Raw genomic sequence first — 15026 nt, forward strand, 5'->3', positions numbered from 1 at the left:
CTTAGTGTGCAACGAATTCGGTTAGATATCTTACTGCAGTCCCGTTCCGCAACTCAGGTTGATGGATTGCTCTGCCGTGCAAATAGTGATCGACACACATTGCAGCCTCATTGAAACCAAAGGCAGCGCGAATAGATGTAGCGGAAGAAATTCGCGGATTTATCTCTAGAAGCATGGGCATCCCCTCGCAGATCCGATACTGAAAATTGGTTGGCCCCTCAGCGCCGAGTTTTTCACTAATCCGCTTCATTGACGGAAGAAATGGATCAACAGAAGTGGTTTCGGCCCAAGCTGTAGCACCTTCGGGCGAAAGCAACCGCCGCAGCGCAATGACAGCGCGGATCTCACCCTGCACGCAAAAGGCGGAAACTGTGTATTCTTGCGACTCGTCTCCGATAATGCGTTGCGCAAGATACTTTTTGCCAACTTCATCTGCGTGGGGCAGGAATTCCGCTTTGCTATGTACCCGAATGATGCCCTTTCCAGCGTAGCCGTCCCGCGGCTTCAGCAGGAACGGTGTGCCTAGGTCAGCCACGAGTCGCGAGTAAGACATTTCGAGAGACGAGGGAATGCGCACGGGATCCCCTGAATCTGCCAGGAATTTGTCAAAGGCAATCTTGTCCATGCAGAGACGGACAAACTCGGGCCGATTCAGGCTAAGAAGCGTCGGGGGCTCTTTCGGGGTGCCAGCGACTGAGGCGAGCCAGGCTACATCCTGTTCAATGCCCGGAATGACGAGGTCGATTCCTTCCTTCTTGATAAGATTGGACAACCAGTCTGGATAGCTGGGATCACGCGTCAGCGGCGCTTGATGAAAAACGTCTGCAAAATGTTGGCCGGCCGCATGAACATAGATGTCAGACGCAACTGTACGGATCTGCATAATCCCCTGCAGACAGCGCAAGATGCCATAGCCGATCACTGCCCCGGTGCCCGTGACCAGAACGGTTGTCATGTCGCTGTTGCCTCGAATAACAGGGCCGCCGACAATTCGGGATATCCGAGCCCAACCTCGCACATTGCGTTAAGCACATCTGGCCCAAGATCCAGAGACGATAGCTGCCCAGTCGTGAATGGTTTCAGAAAGATGCCTTCGCGTCGCGTGACGCAATACCCGCAATCTGTGAGAAGCTGATCAAGCGTCGCTACTGTGTAAGTGCGCAGATGGCCAAGCGCGAGGTCGCCGTCGCCTAAAGCCATCATGTCAGGCAATAGGCCAGCGGCGTGGCCTAAGCGGCGATGCAAAGACTCTGCATTCGGCACTGCCACAGCAATTTTTCCGCCAGGCCCGAGGAACCGCAGAAAGCGTTTTAGGATCAATTCCGGATCATCTACGTGTTCCAGGACGAAACCCATGACGATCAGGTCGAACAGACCTTCTGGTTCGAAGGTTTCGAAATATCCCTCATGAACCAAGGCGCATGAACTGGGATAGCTTTTCCGAAACTGGGAGATCATAGCAGGCGAGCCGTCGACAACCTCGTAGTGGTCAAAGTGCAGTGAGAAGCGTTCGCAAGTGAAGCCATGTCCTATGCCTAATTCCAGAACACGCGAGTTTGCAGGATGCGCTTGGACAAGGCGCTGAGGGTACCAGTTGAGGACGATCGCATTATCAAAAGCATAGGCGAAATCCTCACCGTAGGCGCCGAGAAACTGATCAAGGTTAGATTTCATTTTTTTTCCCCCGCACGACCGACCGGATGATAAATCTCGGGCGGGCCTTCACCTCTTGGAAAAGTTTAGACACGTACAAGCCTACAACTCCGATACCAAGCAAGAGTAAACCTCCCAAAAACCAAATTGAAAACATTATTGCGGTGAAGCCTGACAATATCTCGTTCGGCCAGATTAACCTAACAGAGACAAGCCAAGCACCATAAAGCATCGAGCCAATCCAGATTGCCAGACCAAGAAAGAAGAAGGAGACCAGCGGAGATGCGGTGAATGAGGTCAACGAGTCGATGGTTTGACGCAATTTTCGCGTTAAATTGTAGGTTGAACTGGTCCCGGCGCGTCGAGGCGTTTTAACCAGTTCAAGCGCTTTCTGGCTAAAACCCACCCATGGGAAAAGAGCGCCAAGGTAAATCACCTTGTCCCCCACGGATAGCAAAGCGTCGCGGTAGCGCTTTGAAAAGATCCGGCACGTCATCTGGTTCGCTGGGATTGTGACCGTTGAACTGGCGTTCAGAACCCACCAAAAGGCGCTTCCTGCGAAATTGCCCATGGCAGAGCCGATCCGTTGCTTCTGAATCCCAAAGACCACATCATGCCCTTCGGTCTGAGCTATATTCCAGAAGTCAGCCAGCCATTCAGGCTGCTCTTCCAAGTCGATGTCAGTCAGATAAATCCAGTTTCCTTCAGCATTCTCTAGACCTGCAAGAATCGCGGCGTGATGCCCGAAATTGCGCGATAGGTCGACGACGACGACAGCGGGGTTTTGATTGGCTACTGCCTTGGCCCGATCCAGTGAAGCGTCAGGTGAACCGTCATTGACCAGAATGATTTCAAAATCAGGGGTGATCGCGGCGGCAGAACGGCTGATGCGGTCGCAGAACTCTTCGATGAAGGCTTCCGACCGATACATCGTTGCGACGATGGAAAGTGCAGGGTGGGACGGCTGAATTGTCATCTCAGAACACCTTATCGTGCGGCAGATGAGCCAGGCAATCGAGGATTGATATGCCGGCCTCGTAACCGCCATCCATTTGCCGATAGGCGGGGTAGGCGGGATAGGCCATCCATTCTACCGCTATCCCTGCGGCCAAGAACTGTGTCTCGTCGAGATAGGATCGTGCTGATGGGCCTGACAGATAGCGTGTTGCACCAAGCGATTGGCAAATCGACACCAACCGCCCGGTCCTGTCGCCCTTTTGCGGCAGGTCGGCAGCATCGTGAAGGCGCGTGGCGATCCCAAGTAGTTGCATCAGTTGCGCCACCAGATACTGGTTGATTGCGCTGAGTCTGTGCATTTCGGCAGCAGCGGCGAACCAGTCGTCCAGACGCGGTTTCAATTGCGACCGAAAGCAAGGTGCACTGCCAAGCGCTGACTGAAGGGTCTTCAGATGCCGAGACGGCCAGCGTGGATCAGAGACGCTAACCGTTTCAATGGTTTGCCCAAACTGTCCGGATGTCGCCACCGGAACCGTAAGCCAGACTGGCCCGGTCTGCGTGACGATCCTATTGCGGTTACGCCAATCGTTCTTGGTGAATTGAACCGTGTCGTAGAAGACAAAGTCGTCTGCCCTGCGAATGAGGTCAAAATAGCCCCGCCATGGCACGTAATTGGATTGTAGGACCACCACCGTTGTCACGGCATGATGCCCCTGATGAGGATGTGAGAGTAAGGGACACGCATCAGGTTTGTTTTCACCTGCGTCTCTAGCGCCAGATGCTTTGGAAATAGTGAGCGATATCCCTCTTCGCGCCGGATGTCCTTCCCGCTGTCAAGCCACTTCAGCAACCGTGCCACCGGGTTCTGATGATCATGGTAGACTGGTTCCAGTCCGATAAAGACGCCGTTGGGACGCAGCAGCGCAGCAGATTGCGCCAGCACAGATTTTGCCACCGCGTCGTCTAGATGGTGAAGGATGCCAATTGCGACGACAGCATCACAGGCCCCGATGGCCGCGATGACACCAGCATCTGCGAGATCACCGCAAAGAAAGGTTGTGTGCGGCGTGCCAAAACGGCTGTTTGCCGCCGCGATGTGCCGTTCGTTGCGATCAACGCCGACATAGCTGCCTGCATGCTGTAGGTTGGTTGACCACAATCCTGGACCGCAGCCAATTTCAACCACTCGCTTGTTCTCAAGCCCTGAAAAAAGCTCATGCGCGATACGTTCTTTGGCTTGCGGCCCAGCAAGCCCTGACTGGATGCGAGTATAGAGGGCTGGGACAGTTACGATCCAATGAAGCCCTTTCGTACGTTCAGCCATACTTCACACCACTTTTCCCCATCAGGCTTGCCTTAGCCCATGGCACGTACTGACGAAAGCATTTGGTTCTGTGAAAGGTGGTAGAGAGCGGAAATCAACAGGTGGGATTCAATCAGCCCCGCTGTCCCACCCGGAGATCGCCTTCACCTCCAGAAACTCCTCAATCCCCCAGACGCCGCCCTCGCGCGCGCGGCCGGACGCTTTGACGCCGCCAAAGGGCGATCCTGCGGCGCGGGATTTGCCGTTCATCTCGATCATCCCGGCGCGGAGTTGGCGGGCGAGGCGGTTGCGGCGGGGGCCATCCTGGGACTGAACATAGTTGGTCAGCCCATAGGGGGTGTCGTTGGCGATCTGCACGGCCTCGGCTTCGGTATCGAAGGGAATGATCGACAGGACGGGGCCGAAGATTTCCTCTTTCTCGATCGTCATGCCGGGTTTGACATCGGCAAAGACGGTGGGGCGGACGAAATAGCCTTTGTTCATGCCCTCAGGCAGGCCAAGACCGCCGGAGACAAGGCGCGCGCCTTCCTCGATCCCTTTCTGGATGTAGCCCTGAATCTGATCCCATTGGCGTTTGTTGACCACCGGGCCGATGTGGCGGCCGGGTTCATGGGCCGAGGCGACCTTTGTGGCATCGGCCACCTGCTTGGCGATTTCCACCGCGCGGTCATAGACGGGGCGTTCCACCAGCATCCGCGTCGGTGCGTTGCAGGATTGGCCGGAATTGTTGAAGCAATGCCGCACGCCGCGTTCAACGGCGCGGTCATCGGCATCGGCGAAGATCAGATTTGCCCCCTTGCCGCCCAGTTCCAGCGTGACGCGTTTCAGCGTTTCCGCCGCGGCCTTGCTGATGGCCTTTCCGGCGCGGGTAGAGCCGGTGAAGGAGATCATTTCCACATCCGGGTGGGTGGACAGGCGGCTGCCCACGCCCATGCCATCACCGTTCACAAGGTTGAACACGCCTGCCGGAACGCCCGCATCATGGACAAACTCGGCGAAAAGGAGGGAGGAGAGCGGCGATTCCTCGGACGGTTTCAGAACGCAGGTGCAGCCTGCCAGAAGGGCGGGGATCACCTTCAGCGTGACCTGATTCATCGGCCAGTTCCATGGGGTAATCAGACCAACCACACCGATGGGTTCCAGCGCGATCCGGTCATTCGGGGCATGAGGGCCAAGCGGGCGGACCCATTCGATATGGTCGAAGGCGGTCAGGAAATTCTTCAGATGCCAAGGCAAGCAGGGCGCCTGATCGCTGCGCGACATGTCGATGGGCGCGCCCATTTCCAGACTGATGGCCTGCGCCATTTCTTCGGCCCGCGCTTCATACTGGGCGAGGATCGCCTCGACATAGGCTTTGCGGGTGGCAGGGGGTGTGGCGGCCCAGGCCGGAAAGGCGGCTTTGGCAGCGGCGACGGCCGCATCGGTATCTGCGGCAGACCCCAGCGAGATGATGGCGCAGGTGTCTTCGGTCGACGGGTCGATCACGGCGTGATCGTTCGGCGCAAGCGGGGCGGTCCAGCGACCGTTGATATAGAAATCGCGCTTGATGAGCATGGGAGCCTCCGTTGGGCGGAATTTGATCATAACTTGTCAGGACGGGACGGCGCTGGCAAGCGCAGGACCGACAGGCGCTGTCGCGCTTGGCGGGTCTGGTGCGGTGGGAGAACGGTTTGCCGGGCTGCAAAAGCGGTGAAGGATGGTTGCGGCGATTGGCCGGAATAGGAAATTTCGTCTGTGTTCCGATGGGCTGAGCGATGAATTTCCTGAACTTCGGGCGATATGGCCTTGGGGGGTGAAACCTTGTTCCAAAGCGCGTATGTATTGCCCCAACGACATCGACAGGAGTTTTCCCATGTCCGTTCGCATCAACGACATCGCCCCCGACTTCACCGCCGACTCTACCGCTGGGACCATTCGGTTCCATGAGTGGCTGGGTGACAGCTATGGCATCATATTTTCCCATCCGCGCGATTTCACGCCCGTCTGCACCACGGAATTCGGTGCGGTGGCGCAGCTGGCCCCGGAATGGGCCAAGCGCAACACCAAGGTGCTGGGCGTGTCGGTCGATTCGGTTGGCGATCACCAGAAGTGGAAGCGCGACATCGAGGCATTTGGCGGCGCCCCCGCCGATTTCCCGATCATCGACGATTCGTCGCTGAGCGTGGCCAAGGCCTATGACATGCTGCCCGCCGATTATTACCTTCCCACCGAAGGCCGCACGCCGGCGCATTCGGCGACAGTGCGGACGGTCTATATCATCGGGCCGGACAAGAAGGTGCGGCTGACTATGACCTATCCGATGAGCGTGGGCCGCAACTTTGCCGAGATCCTGCGCGCGCTGGATGCGGTGCGCGCGACCGACGGTGTGCCATTGGCCGCGCCCGCCAACTGGGTGCCCGGACAGGATATGATCGTGGCGCTGGCGCTGAACGACGATCAGGCGCGCGAGCGGTTTGGGGAGCTGGACATCAAGCTTCCTTATCTGCGGTTTGCAAAGGTGGCGGTGAAGTAACCGCCATCCCGAAGGCTCCCCCAGGCGGCACCGGTCGCGGAGGAGCTTTCGGCATCCCTTGGCTTTTCGCCTCATTTGCGTTCAAAGGTTGGGGAGCAAGTTGAGGGGTTCACGATGCAATCGGATTGGCGCAAGTTGACCGAAGCGGAAGCTGGCGTTGCTGCCCTTGGTCAACCGCCCTTTGGTACTTTTGCGCCAAACTTCATCCAACGTGCGATCATCCGGCTTGCCCGGGGATCCGTATTGAGGCGTGGCTTGTTCAGAAGCAAAGTCACGGGCCTGATCCTTGGTATTGGGCGGGGCAAGCTGGACATTCACTTCAGGGGTGCTGCCTTTCGGTTGAACGGAGAGCGCAACCTGATTGAATACGGCCTTCTGCTTGTTCCTGAATACAACCGCGTTGACATCAACTTCCTGCTTGAGGATGCCCCCGAGGATGCGGTCTTCCTCGACCTTGGCTGCAACATTGGCCTTTATTCACTGCCGCTTGCGGCAGCCCGGCCCAAAGGGCGCGTCGTTTCCATTGACGCCAACCCGAGGATGATGGCGCAGATCGCCTGGAATGCCGCTGCCGGCGCGCAGGCGAACCTGTCCTTTGTCCATGCGGCGGTGAGCGACCATGAAGGCACCGCCGACCTTGTGATCCGCAAGGATGATGTGGCCATCGTGGCCGTGCAGGAGAACACAGGCGGAAGCATGCCGCTGCGCACGTTGCAATCTCTTGTCGACGAGCTTGGCCTTGGGCGCATTCACGGATTGAAGATCGACATCGAAGGCCATGAGGACCGTGCGCTTGTTCCGTTTCTGGACGGATGCTCCCCCGAGTTGCGGCCAGACCGGATCGTGATCGAAAAGGCCGGGGCAGATGTGGATTATCCGGGCTGCACGTCCGCGTTCCAACGGCATGGCTATGTTCTGGTGGCACGGACGCGCAACAATTCCCTGTACCGGCGCGCGATCACCGTGGGCATGGGTTGAGGTGGTCACGGCGGTGGATACAAACACGGGCCTTGATGCGGACTTCTGGAAAAGTGTTACGCCTGTCGTAGTCACTTATAACAGCGCGCATTGCGTTTCTGATCTGGCGGACTGTCTTTCAGGCTATGCCCATGTGATTGTTTCAGACAATGCCAGCGGCGATGGGACTGTGGAGCGTGTCCATGAGCTTTTGCCCCAAGCAGAGGTTCTGGCACATGACCGCAATCTGGGTTTTGGCACGGCGAACAATCGGGCGCTTGCCCGTGTGAAGACACGGTTTGCCCTGCTGCTTAACCCGGATTGTTCGATCCGCCCTGAAGATGTGCGCAGGCTGGTGGACGCGGCGCAGACCTTTCCAGAGGCATCGATCCTGGGGCCGCAGATCCTTGATGGCAAGGGACGGCCCGAGGTGAATTACCGTTGGGCCGCGAACCGGTGGAAATCCGAAGGCCCGGCGGCAGAAGGCCCGGCCTGTGTCGGGTTCCTGAGCGGTGCCGTCATGCTGTTGCAGATGGATGTCTGCGCGCCGCTTGGATTCTTTGATGAGAGATTCTTCCTTTATTATGAAGATGATGACCTGTGTCTGAAGTTCTTTGATGCAAAGCGCCCGCTGATCATCGTGCCGGCCGCATCCGCGGTTCATCTGGCGCGGCGTTCGGTCAAGGGCAACGCGCCGATCAAGGGTGAATTCTGGCGGGGATACCATCACGCGCAATCAAAGCTGACCTACAGTGCCAAGCATCACGGTGCCGAGGAAGCGTCGCGCTTGTGGCGACGGTTGATGATTGAAACCACGCTTGCGCTGCCGCTGCGGTGTGTTCTGTTCTCTCCCCGGATGATCGCGCGTCTGATGGGGCGATGGCGTGGGGTGTTGGCATGGCAACAGGCTGCCAATGGCCGGGCACAGCCCCCGCGCAGTTGATCACGGATCAGACTAATGGAATGGCCGCGCAGGACAGGAACGGAGAAGAGAACCTTGGATTTCAAGATCAATGGTCGTTTGATCGGCCCTGACCAGCCGCCCTATGTGATTGCCGAACTGTCTGCCAACCACAATGGCCGCCTGGATAAGGCGCTTGAACTGGTCAAGGCGGCAAAGGCGACCGGTGCGGATGCCGTGAAAATTCAGACGTATCGCCCGGACACCATCACCTTGGACAGCCATAATGATGAGTTCCTGATTAAGGGCGGCCTGTGGGACGGAAAACGCCTGTTCGATCTTTATGCCGAAGCGCATACCCCGTGGGAATGGCACAAGCCGCTGTTCGATCTGGCGCGGTCGATCGGGATAACGATGTTTTCGTCGCCCTTTGATCCAACCGCTGTAGATCTGCTCGAGGATCTGGGGGCTCCGGCATACAAGATCGCGTCGTTCGAGGCGGTGGATTTGCCGTTGATCCGCTATGTCGCTTCGACCGGCAAGCCAATGATCATCTCCACAGGGATGGCAGATGCAGAAGAGATTGCCGAAGCCATCGCAGCGGCGAGGGATGGGGGATGCAGGGATCTTGCAATCCTGCATTGCGTAAGCGGTTATCCTGCCCCTGCCTCGGATTACAATCTGCGGACGGTGTCCGACATGATGCAAAGGTTCGGCTGTGTAACAGGCCTTTCTGATCATACGCTGGACAATACAACCGCCATCGCCGCGATTGCGATGGGTGCTGCAATCATCGAAAAGCACTTTACCCTTGATCGGTCCGGCGGCGGGCCGGATGACAGTTTTTCACTGGAGCCCAAGGATTTCACCCAGCTTTGTGCAGGGGCGCGAACAGCCTGGGAAGCGCTGGGCAAGGTGGATTACGGCCGAAAGTCCAGCGAGCAGGGCAATGTGATTTTCCGCAGGTCACTTTACTTTGTGTCTGACCTGAAGAAGGGGGATAAGATCAGCCCCAAGGATGTTCGCAGCGTGCGGCCCGGCTATGGGCTTGCACCCAAGCATCTGGATCGGGTGATCGGACGCACTGTTCTGACCGATGTGCAGGCCAATACACCCGTTCGCGATGATCTATTCGACTGATCGCCAGCGACCGTCGTTCATCACGGACACGAGCGAGGTCACCGCACGCTCTGCCTCTTTCTGCACGTTGTAATCTGGCACGATGGATTCATAGTCGCGGTCCACCGTGCCCGGGTAAAGCGCCTTGCTGACCGCGTCGAATGACTGTTTCAGGCGTTCGGAATCACGCTGGTGGTTGATTGCCTTTTGGATGCAATCGGGGTCTGTCCATTCGAAAACGCCGTCAACGCGCGTGTACCAAGTGACACCAAAGATGACGACGCCTTTGCCAATCAGGCATGCCTCCCATCCGGCTGTGCCGGAAATGGTGGCCAGGAAGGAACAGCGCCTGATGAGTTCGAAACTTGAGATTTCAGATGAGACATAGAAGGTGTTCGGAATGGATTTCAAACGGCGGAAGAAGCTTTCCTCGCGCATGAAGGTCGTCTGCATAGGGTTTTCTTTGACATAGATCTTCATGCCCGCCGGAAGCTTGCGGGACAGCGCTTCGAGCGCCAAGAGTTGGTCGCCGTATTCGTAGCCCCACGTATCGGTTGTGAGTTCGGGTTGTAGGTGCAGCGGGAAGTAGACGAAATCTTCGTCAAGGCTGACCTTTTCCTCGGCCGAGGGGTTGGGATGCCCACCATTCGCCTTTTCGATGGAGTGAAAGAACCGGTTCAAGTTCCGCTCTAAGGCGTGCGGACGCACAATAAAGTGCAGCGTCAGGATCTTGAACGCCAGTTTCACGAACTCCAGCGTGATATAGGCGTAGGACACGGCAGCTTTTTTGAACTTGCCGCCCCGGTTCATGTAGAACGGCGTTTCGGGTGCGGCTGGTAGCTCTAATGGTTCACCATAGCCGTCGGTCGTCTGAAAATGGCCGAAATCACGGATATCCCGAACAATCCAAAGCAGGGACGGGAAGTTGGACTGCATGCTGAGGATCGTTTCGATCCCAAGGGTCTTGGCCAGATGGTAGAGGATGATCAGTGATCCTTCGTGCGGGAAGTTCGAAAAGATCACGGTTTCGATCTTGTTGCGTTTCAGGATGTCGAAAAAGAAGTTGGCGGCAATGTGGAACAGGCAATCAACATGGCCCCAGCTTTTCAGCCGGTTCTTGCGGGCAAAGGCGATCCTGTGGAAATGGCGACGAAAGGCAGGGAACGCCACTTTGTACAAATCAATCATCAGGTTATCCGGCACGTCAGGCCGCATATCCACCGCATGTTCGCATCTGACCGTGCTGAAATGAGGATAGGTTTCCACGCCCTGCGCGACAAATCGATCGCCTCGTTGCATGGCCTCAATCCAGACTTTCACATTCACGCCGGCCCGATCGAATTCGCGGAACTCGGCTGATCCGAACCCGACCAGCATGACAGGACGACTATGTGACATGAGTTACTTTCTGGCAGTCCGGGTTGAAGTGGTGTCGGGCTGTGTGGCCCTGCATCCAGCCGCCATTGCTTTAGCAGCGCGCAGGCAGGTGGGCAATTGAATGACGCCTGAACCCAAGGCCGCCTGTCGGGATCGGCGGAACTTGGTTGGCGCCAGGGCGTGTCAGCGCGGCTTGGGGCTGACCCAATCCCGGCTGAACTGGCAAAAGGGCGGATCAAGGCCGGCGGGTTGGAAGCCAAGCCCTTCAAACAGACGCATCGACGACAGGTTGTCCTTGTGGACGACAGCATCAAAGCGTTCCACGCCCCGGCATCTGCTCATCGCGAGCGACAAGGCCGCAAAGGCAATGCGTTTGCCTTGCATCGCTTCGTCCACGACGATGGATATCTGGCCCACCGTGCCCGCAAGATCGATGCGGACATGGGCAACAGGTGCCTGGTTCATTTCAACGACAAACAGCCGACGTTCTGGCTGTGCAAGGGCGCGGGCAAACCATTCCAGATGATCAGGCAAGCTGACGGCCTGCCCAGATTTGTAGAACCGTTCTGCCCCACCGGAAGAACGCCAGCGCCAGATCATTTCGGCATCGTTCAGGGTTGCAGGACGGAGTGTCAGATCTGGCAGCACCTGCATGATCGCGGCCACGCGGTCGACGCCCTTGCCATCCGACAGGGCGCTGGCGGCGTCTGACATGGCCTTGACGTCAAGGGTCTGGATCAGGGCGGACAGGTCTGCTGCGCTGATCGACAGTTGGATTGTCCGTGCCGCGCCGCTGGCTTCAAGGCCGTGCGCCACGGTCTTTTGGTTTTCGGCCAGAACGACTGTCAGCGCCGGAAGGCCAAGCGCGCATCTTTCCCAAGCGGTGGACCCGGCGGCACCGATGCAGAGGTCGGCCTCTGCCATCAGGGTCGCCATATCCGGGGCGTTGACGATCAGGCGCGCGTCAGGCAGCGCTGCGACCTGATCTGTCAAAGACGCGATATGCGGTGAGGCAGCACCGATCACGGCTGTCAGGGCAAAGCCGCGGCCCGTGAGTTTTTCAAGAAACATGCCCGTTGCGTTGCCAGCATCAACCCCGCCCATTGTGATGAGGATGCGGCGCACCGGATCGCGCTGTCTTGCCAGAGAGGTGGCACGAAGGGCAGCAAATTCGGGGCGAAGCAGGGCGAAGGTCGGTCCGATCAGGCGCGGCGCGTCGTTGGACAGGACCGGATCATACGCGTTGGGATAGCGCCCTGCCGTGGAATCGACCAACAGGTCAGCCGTCAGCATGCGATCTGCCAGATCATCAATCACAAGCACGCTGGACGTGCCGCGGACGGGGTCCGTCCACCGCGCGTCCAACGCGTAATGGTCAACGACCAGCCATGCCGGGTGCAGCTTTTGCAGGATCGGCAACACATGCCGCGCATCTTCGGCCATGGTGGTGCCAAGCCATGCAGAATGAGCAAGATCATCCTGCCCCGCACCCGCCTGTGGCAGGGCGATCAGATCATGGCCTTCGATCCGTAGTCTTGCCACAAGGGATTCCGGCAGGTTGCGACACAAGAACGAGCATTTTGCGCCACGTGCCGCAAGGGCATTTGCAAGGGTCAGGCAACGCATGAAGTGGCCAGTCCCAATGCTGACCGAAGCATCGGTCCGAAAGGCGATGTCAGCCTTCGACATAGGAAACCCGCGTCGGGAAACCGGCTTCTCCGATTGCGGCCTTTGCCCCTGCGGGGGTGAGTTCCGTGAAGTGGAAGATGCTTGCCGCCGCGACGGCCGAAGCTCCGGCCCGGACGGCATTCACCATATCCGCGTAGCTTCCGGCACCGCCCGATGCGATCACGGGAATGGATACGGCGGCGCAGATGGCGGCGACGAGGTCCAGATCATAGCCTTCCATCGTTCCGTCGCGGTCGATCGAGGTGATCAGGATTTCGCCTGCCCCCATGTCCTGCATCGTTCTTGCCCATGCCAAGGCATCATGCCCGGTGGGGCGCGTTCCGGAATGGCTGACACATTCCCAGCGATCCGGGCCGATGCTTCGGACATCCATGCTTGCCACGATGCATTGCGACCCGTGGCGTGCCGCGATTTCGCTGATCAGTCCCGGGTTGGAGTATGCGGCAGAATTCACGCTGACCTTGTCTGCGCCCGACCGGAGAAGGAAGCGCACCTCATCCGCATTGCTGATGCCACCCCCATAGGTGAGCGGAACAAAGCAATCGCTGCCCGCATCGGCCAGCTCTTCAAGGTCCGGCTTGGTTCCGTTCTGCGTGGCAGAGATATCCAGAAGGATCAGTTCGTCGACTTCGCGCTGATTATAGACACGAATGGCGGGCAGGACGGACCCGACACGACGCCAACTGTCGAACTTGGCCCCCTTGACCAATCCGACGCCTTTCCAAAGCAGGGTGGGTATGACCCTTATCTTGACCATGTCGCCAGTTCCAAGAAATTCCGGAGCAAGGCATGGCCCGCGCGGCCACTTTTCTCGGGGTGGAATTGCGTGCCATAGACCCTGCCGGACCTGACTGCCGTTGGCAATCTGGCGCCATAATGAACCTCGGCGATCAGATCGTCTTCCTGAACGACGTCCATGGCGTAGCTGTGGACGAAGTAGAAATCGGTTCCCGGCCGGATGCCGCGAAAGAGCGGATCACCGGAATGCTGGATCGAGTTCCAGCCGACATGGGGAACACGTTCGGTGCAGCCGAAACTGGCTAGGTGCCGAACCGTTCCCCGGATCAGGCCAAGCCCCTTGGTGGGGCCTTCGGCGCCAGCCCCTTCGTCGCCAAAATCGGCCAACAGCTGCATCCCGACGCAGATGCCCAGCAGATCCGTCTTTCCGCCAGCGACCCAATCGCGAAGCGCATCAACCCAGCCCCTTTGGTGCAGGTCGTTCATGGAGGATGTGAAGTTGCCGACACCCGGCAGGATGGCGGCACGATAATCGGCAAGCCGGGACGGATCTTCGATCAGGTCGGCATTCGTTCCAAGATTTTCGAATGCGCGGAGAACTGATCCAAGATTGCCGCTGCCGTAATCGATGACGCCAACCTTCATTTTCAGGTATTGTCGTAGTTGATCTTGGTCAGGTTGCCGCGCGCGTCCTTTTGCAGGGACCCGTCAGCATTTCGCAGGAACAACTTCTTGTTGGTGAAGCGGTCACACACGCGGATGAAGTCATCGACCGTCATGTCGAGGGGTTCGAGAATATCCTTCAGGGGCTTGCCAAGGTATTCCCAAGGGAACTTGCCATCATGGCGCATCACGGCATCCAGACCGTCCTGGCGGCTAAGCCGGTTACGGCGGATGTGCAGGCAGGCCAGATCGGTTGCGCGGCCGAAGCCGAACTTCAGGAACTTGAAGTAATCGTGAATACCAGTCTGGTAATTGTCCAGGTTTTCGTAATTCACGATCGAGCCTTCGACGGCCTTATGATAAGTCGTGAAACCGTTCGCGCCGGATATCAGGGCGTTGGACAGTCCATCCCAGGGAATATAATGCCCGAGGAAGAGCCCCGTTACACCAACACGTGCCAATTCAGCATCGGTGGGATAAGTGTAATTGATCAGGTCTTTCGTCTGAATGCCGTTTTGGCCGATCAAATCGGTTACGCGCAGGCCAAGCAAACCGCCAAATTCCTCAAGCCATCTGCGATTGAGAATATTGTTCGTCTGCGAAGCTGCTGGACCGCCATACTCGTTTTGAGAGTTTTCACCCCAAACAATCAACGGAACATTGAATTGAACCGCCGCGCGGACGGGGATGGTAAAAATGCCCACATGTTCGGGCCAGGAAATATCACCGACCTGAGTCAGGCCAATCCGGTTCAGCGTTGCCCGCACCTTCGGGTTCGGGGACACCTCGACATAATCAACGCCAAGGCTTTTCAGATTCTCGATATTCTGACGCCCGATATCGGAAAGGTCGCAGGTGGTTGACGTCACGCATAGTGGATTAAGGCCAAGCTGAAGCATCCGGATGACCTGATAGGTGCTGTCCTTGCCGCCGCTGACGGGGACGATGCAATCCCAGTTGCTGCCGTCTTTCTGGCGATACCGGTCGAGAATTTCCAGAAGTTCGGTATAGCGCTTGTCCCAGTCCACGTCCTTGCGGCCTTCATAGGCACGGCAAGCGTTGCAGACACCTTCATCGTCCAGCATCAGGTCTGGCTTGGTGTCCGGCATGATGCATCGTGAACAGTACTTCAACAT

At 57.8% G+C, this 15026-nt stretch carries 15 protein-coding genes; 4 read left to right on the forward strand and 11 right to left on the reverse strand.

Annotated features, from left to right (window positions below):
* Window position 1 precedes the first annotated feature (1 nt).
* The 6 genes from RSE12_02785 to RSE12_02810 form a co-directional block, all read right to left on the reverse strand.
* Window positions 2–955, reverse strand: a complete 954-nt coding sequence (locus tag RSE12_02785; GenBank protein ID WRH63276.1) for an ATP-grasp domain-containing protein — start codon at window positions 953–955, stop codon at window positions 2–4.
* Window positions 952–1674 (reverse strand): class I SAM-dependent methyltransferase, encoded by a 723-nt coding sequence (locus RSE12_02790; GenBank protein WRH63277.1) that lies wholly within the window; start codon window positions 1672–1674, stop codon window positions 952–954. Before RSE12_02790 ends, RSE12_02785 begins: the two co-directional genes overlap by 4 nt.
* Window positions 1664–2629 carry a glycosyltransferase family 2 protein gene (locus RSE12_02795; GenBank protein ID WRH63278.1) on the reverse strand — a complete coding sequence of 322 codons (966 nt, stop codon included), beginning with the start codon at window positions 2627–2629 and terminating at the stop codon, window positions 1664–1666. The genes RSE12_02790 and RSE12_02795 overlap by 11 nt, the downstream gene beginning before the upstream one ends.
* Window position 2630: 1 nt before the next feature.
* The gene (locus RSE12_02800; GenBank protein ID WRH63279.1) at window positions 2631–3311 is read right to left on the reverse strand and encodes a WbqC family protein; all 681 of its coding nucleotides are present in this window, start codon (window positions 3309–3311) and stop codon (window positions 2631–2633) included.
* Window positions 3308–3934, reverse strand: coding sequence for a class I SAM-dependent methyltransferase (locus tag RSE12_02805; GenBank protein ID WRH63280.1), 627 nt, complete (start codon window positions 3932–3934; stop codon window positions 3308–3310). The genes RSE12_02800 and RSE12_02805 overlap by 4 nt, the downstream gene beginning before the upstream one ends.
* A gap of 108 nt (window positions 3935–4042) precedes the next feature.
* The gene (locus RSE12_02810) at window positions 4043–5488 is read right to left on the reverse strand and encodes an aldehyde dehydrogenase family protein (GenBank protein WRH63281.1); all 1446 of its coding nucleotides are present in this window, start codon (window positions 5486–5488) and stop codon (window positions 4043–4045) included.
* A 298-nt stretch (window positions 5489–5786) separates the two neighbouring features.
* Here RSE12_02810 and RSE12_02815 point away from each other — a divergent pair, with 298 nt between their 5' ends.
* The 4 genes from RSE12_02815 (at window position 5787) to pseI (ending at window position 9444) form a co-directional block, all read left to right on the forward strand.
* Entirely contained in the window at window positions 5787–6446 is a 660-nt protein-coding gene (locus tag RSE12_02815) for a peroxiredoxin (GenBank protein WRH63282.1), read from the forward strand.
* 255 nt (window positions 6447–6701) lie between these two features.
* Window positions 6702–7424, forward strand: coding sequence for an FkbM family methyltransferase (locus RSE12_02820; protein ID WRH63283.1), 723 nt, complete (start codon window positions 6702–6704; stop codon window positions 7422–7424).
* The gene (locus tag RSE12_02825; GenBank protein ID WRH64723.1) at window positions 7357–8346 is read left to right on the forward strand and encodes a glycosyltransferase family 2 protein; all 990 of its coding nucleotides are present in this window, start codon (window positions 7357–7359) and stop codon (window positions 8344–8346) included. Before RSE12_02820 ends, RSE12_02825 begins: the two co-directional genes overlap by 68 nt.
* Before the next feature lie 54 nt (window positions 8347–8400).
* Window positions 8401–9444, forward strand: a complete 1044-nt coding sequence (gene pseI, locus RSE12_02830; protein ID WRH63284.1) for a pseudaminic acid synthase — start codon at window positions 8401–8403, stop codon at window positions 9442–9444.
* Here pseI and RSE12_02835 read toward each other — a convergent pair.
* From RSE12_02835 to RSE12_02855, 5 genes are all read right to left on the reverse strand, one after another.
* On the reverse strand, window positions 9433–10800 hold the full coding sequence (locus tag RSE12_02835) for a hypothetical protein (GenBank protein WRH63285.1): 1368 nt from the start codon (window positions 10798–10800) through the stop codon (window positions 9433–9435). The genes pseI and RSE12_02835 overlap by 12 nt on opposite strands.
* Window positions 10801–10983: 183 nt before the next feature.
* The gene (pseG, locus tag RSE12_02840) at window positions 10984–12489 is read right to left on the reverse strand and encodes a UDP-2,4-diacetamido-2,4,6-trideoxy-beta-L-altropyranose hydrolase (GenBank protein ID WRH63286.1); all 1506 of its coding nucleotides are present in this window, start codon (window positions 12487–12489) and stop codon (window positions 10984–10986) included.
* Complete coding sequence (locus RSE12_02845) at window positions 12476–13246, reverse strand: imidazole glycerol phosphate synthase cyclase subunit (protein WRH63287.1); 771 nt, start codon at window positions 13244–13246, stop codon at window positions 12476–12478. Before RSE12_02845 ends, pseG begins: the two co-directional genes overlap by 14 nt.
* Entirely contained in the window at window positions 13234–13872 is a 639-nt protein-coding gene (gene hisH / locus RSE12_02850; GenBank protein ID WRH63288.1) for an imidazole glycerol phosphate synthase subunit HisH, read from the reverse strand. The genes RSE12_02845 and hisH overlap by 13 nt, the downstream gene beginning before the upstream one ends.
* Window positions 13873–13874: 2 nt before the next feature.
* Window positions 13875–15026, reverse strand: coding sequence for an N-acetyl sugar amidotransferase (locus RSE12_02855; protein WRH63289.1), 1152 nt, complete (start codon window positions 15024–15026; stop codon window positions 13875–13877).

This window comes from Fuscovulum sp., from assembly GCA_035192965.1.
Lineage (GTDB): Bacteria > Pseudomonadota > Alphaproteobacteria > Rhodobacterales > Rhodobacteraceae > Paragemmobacter.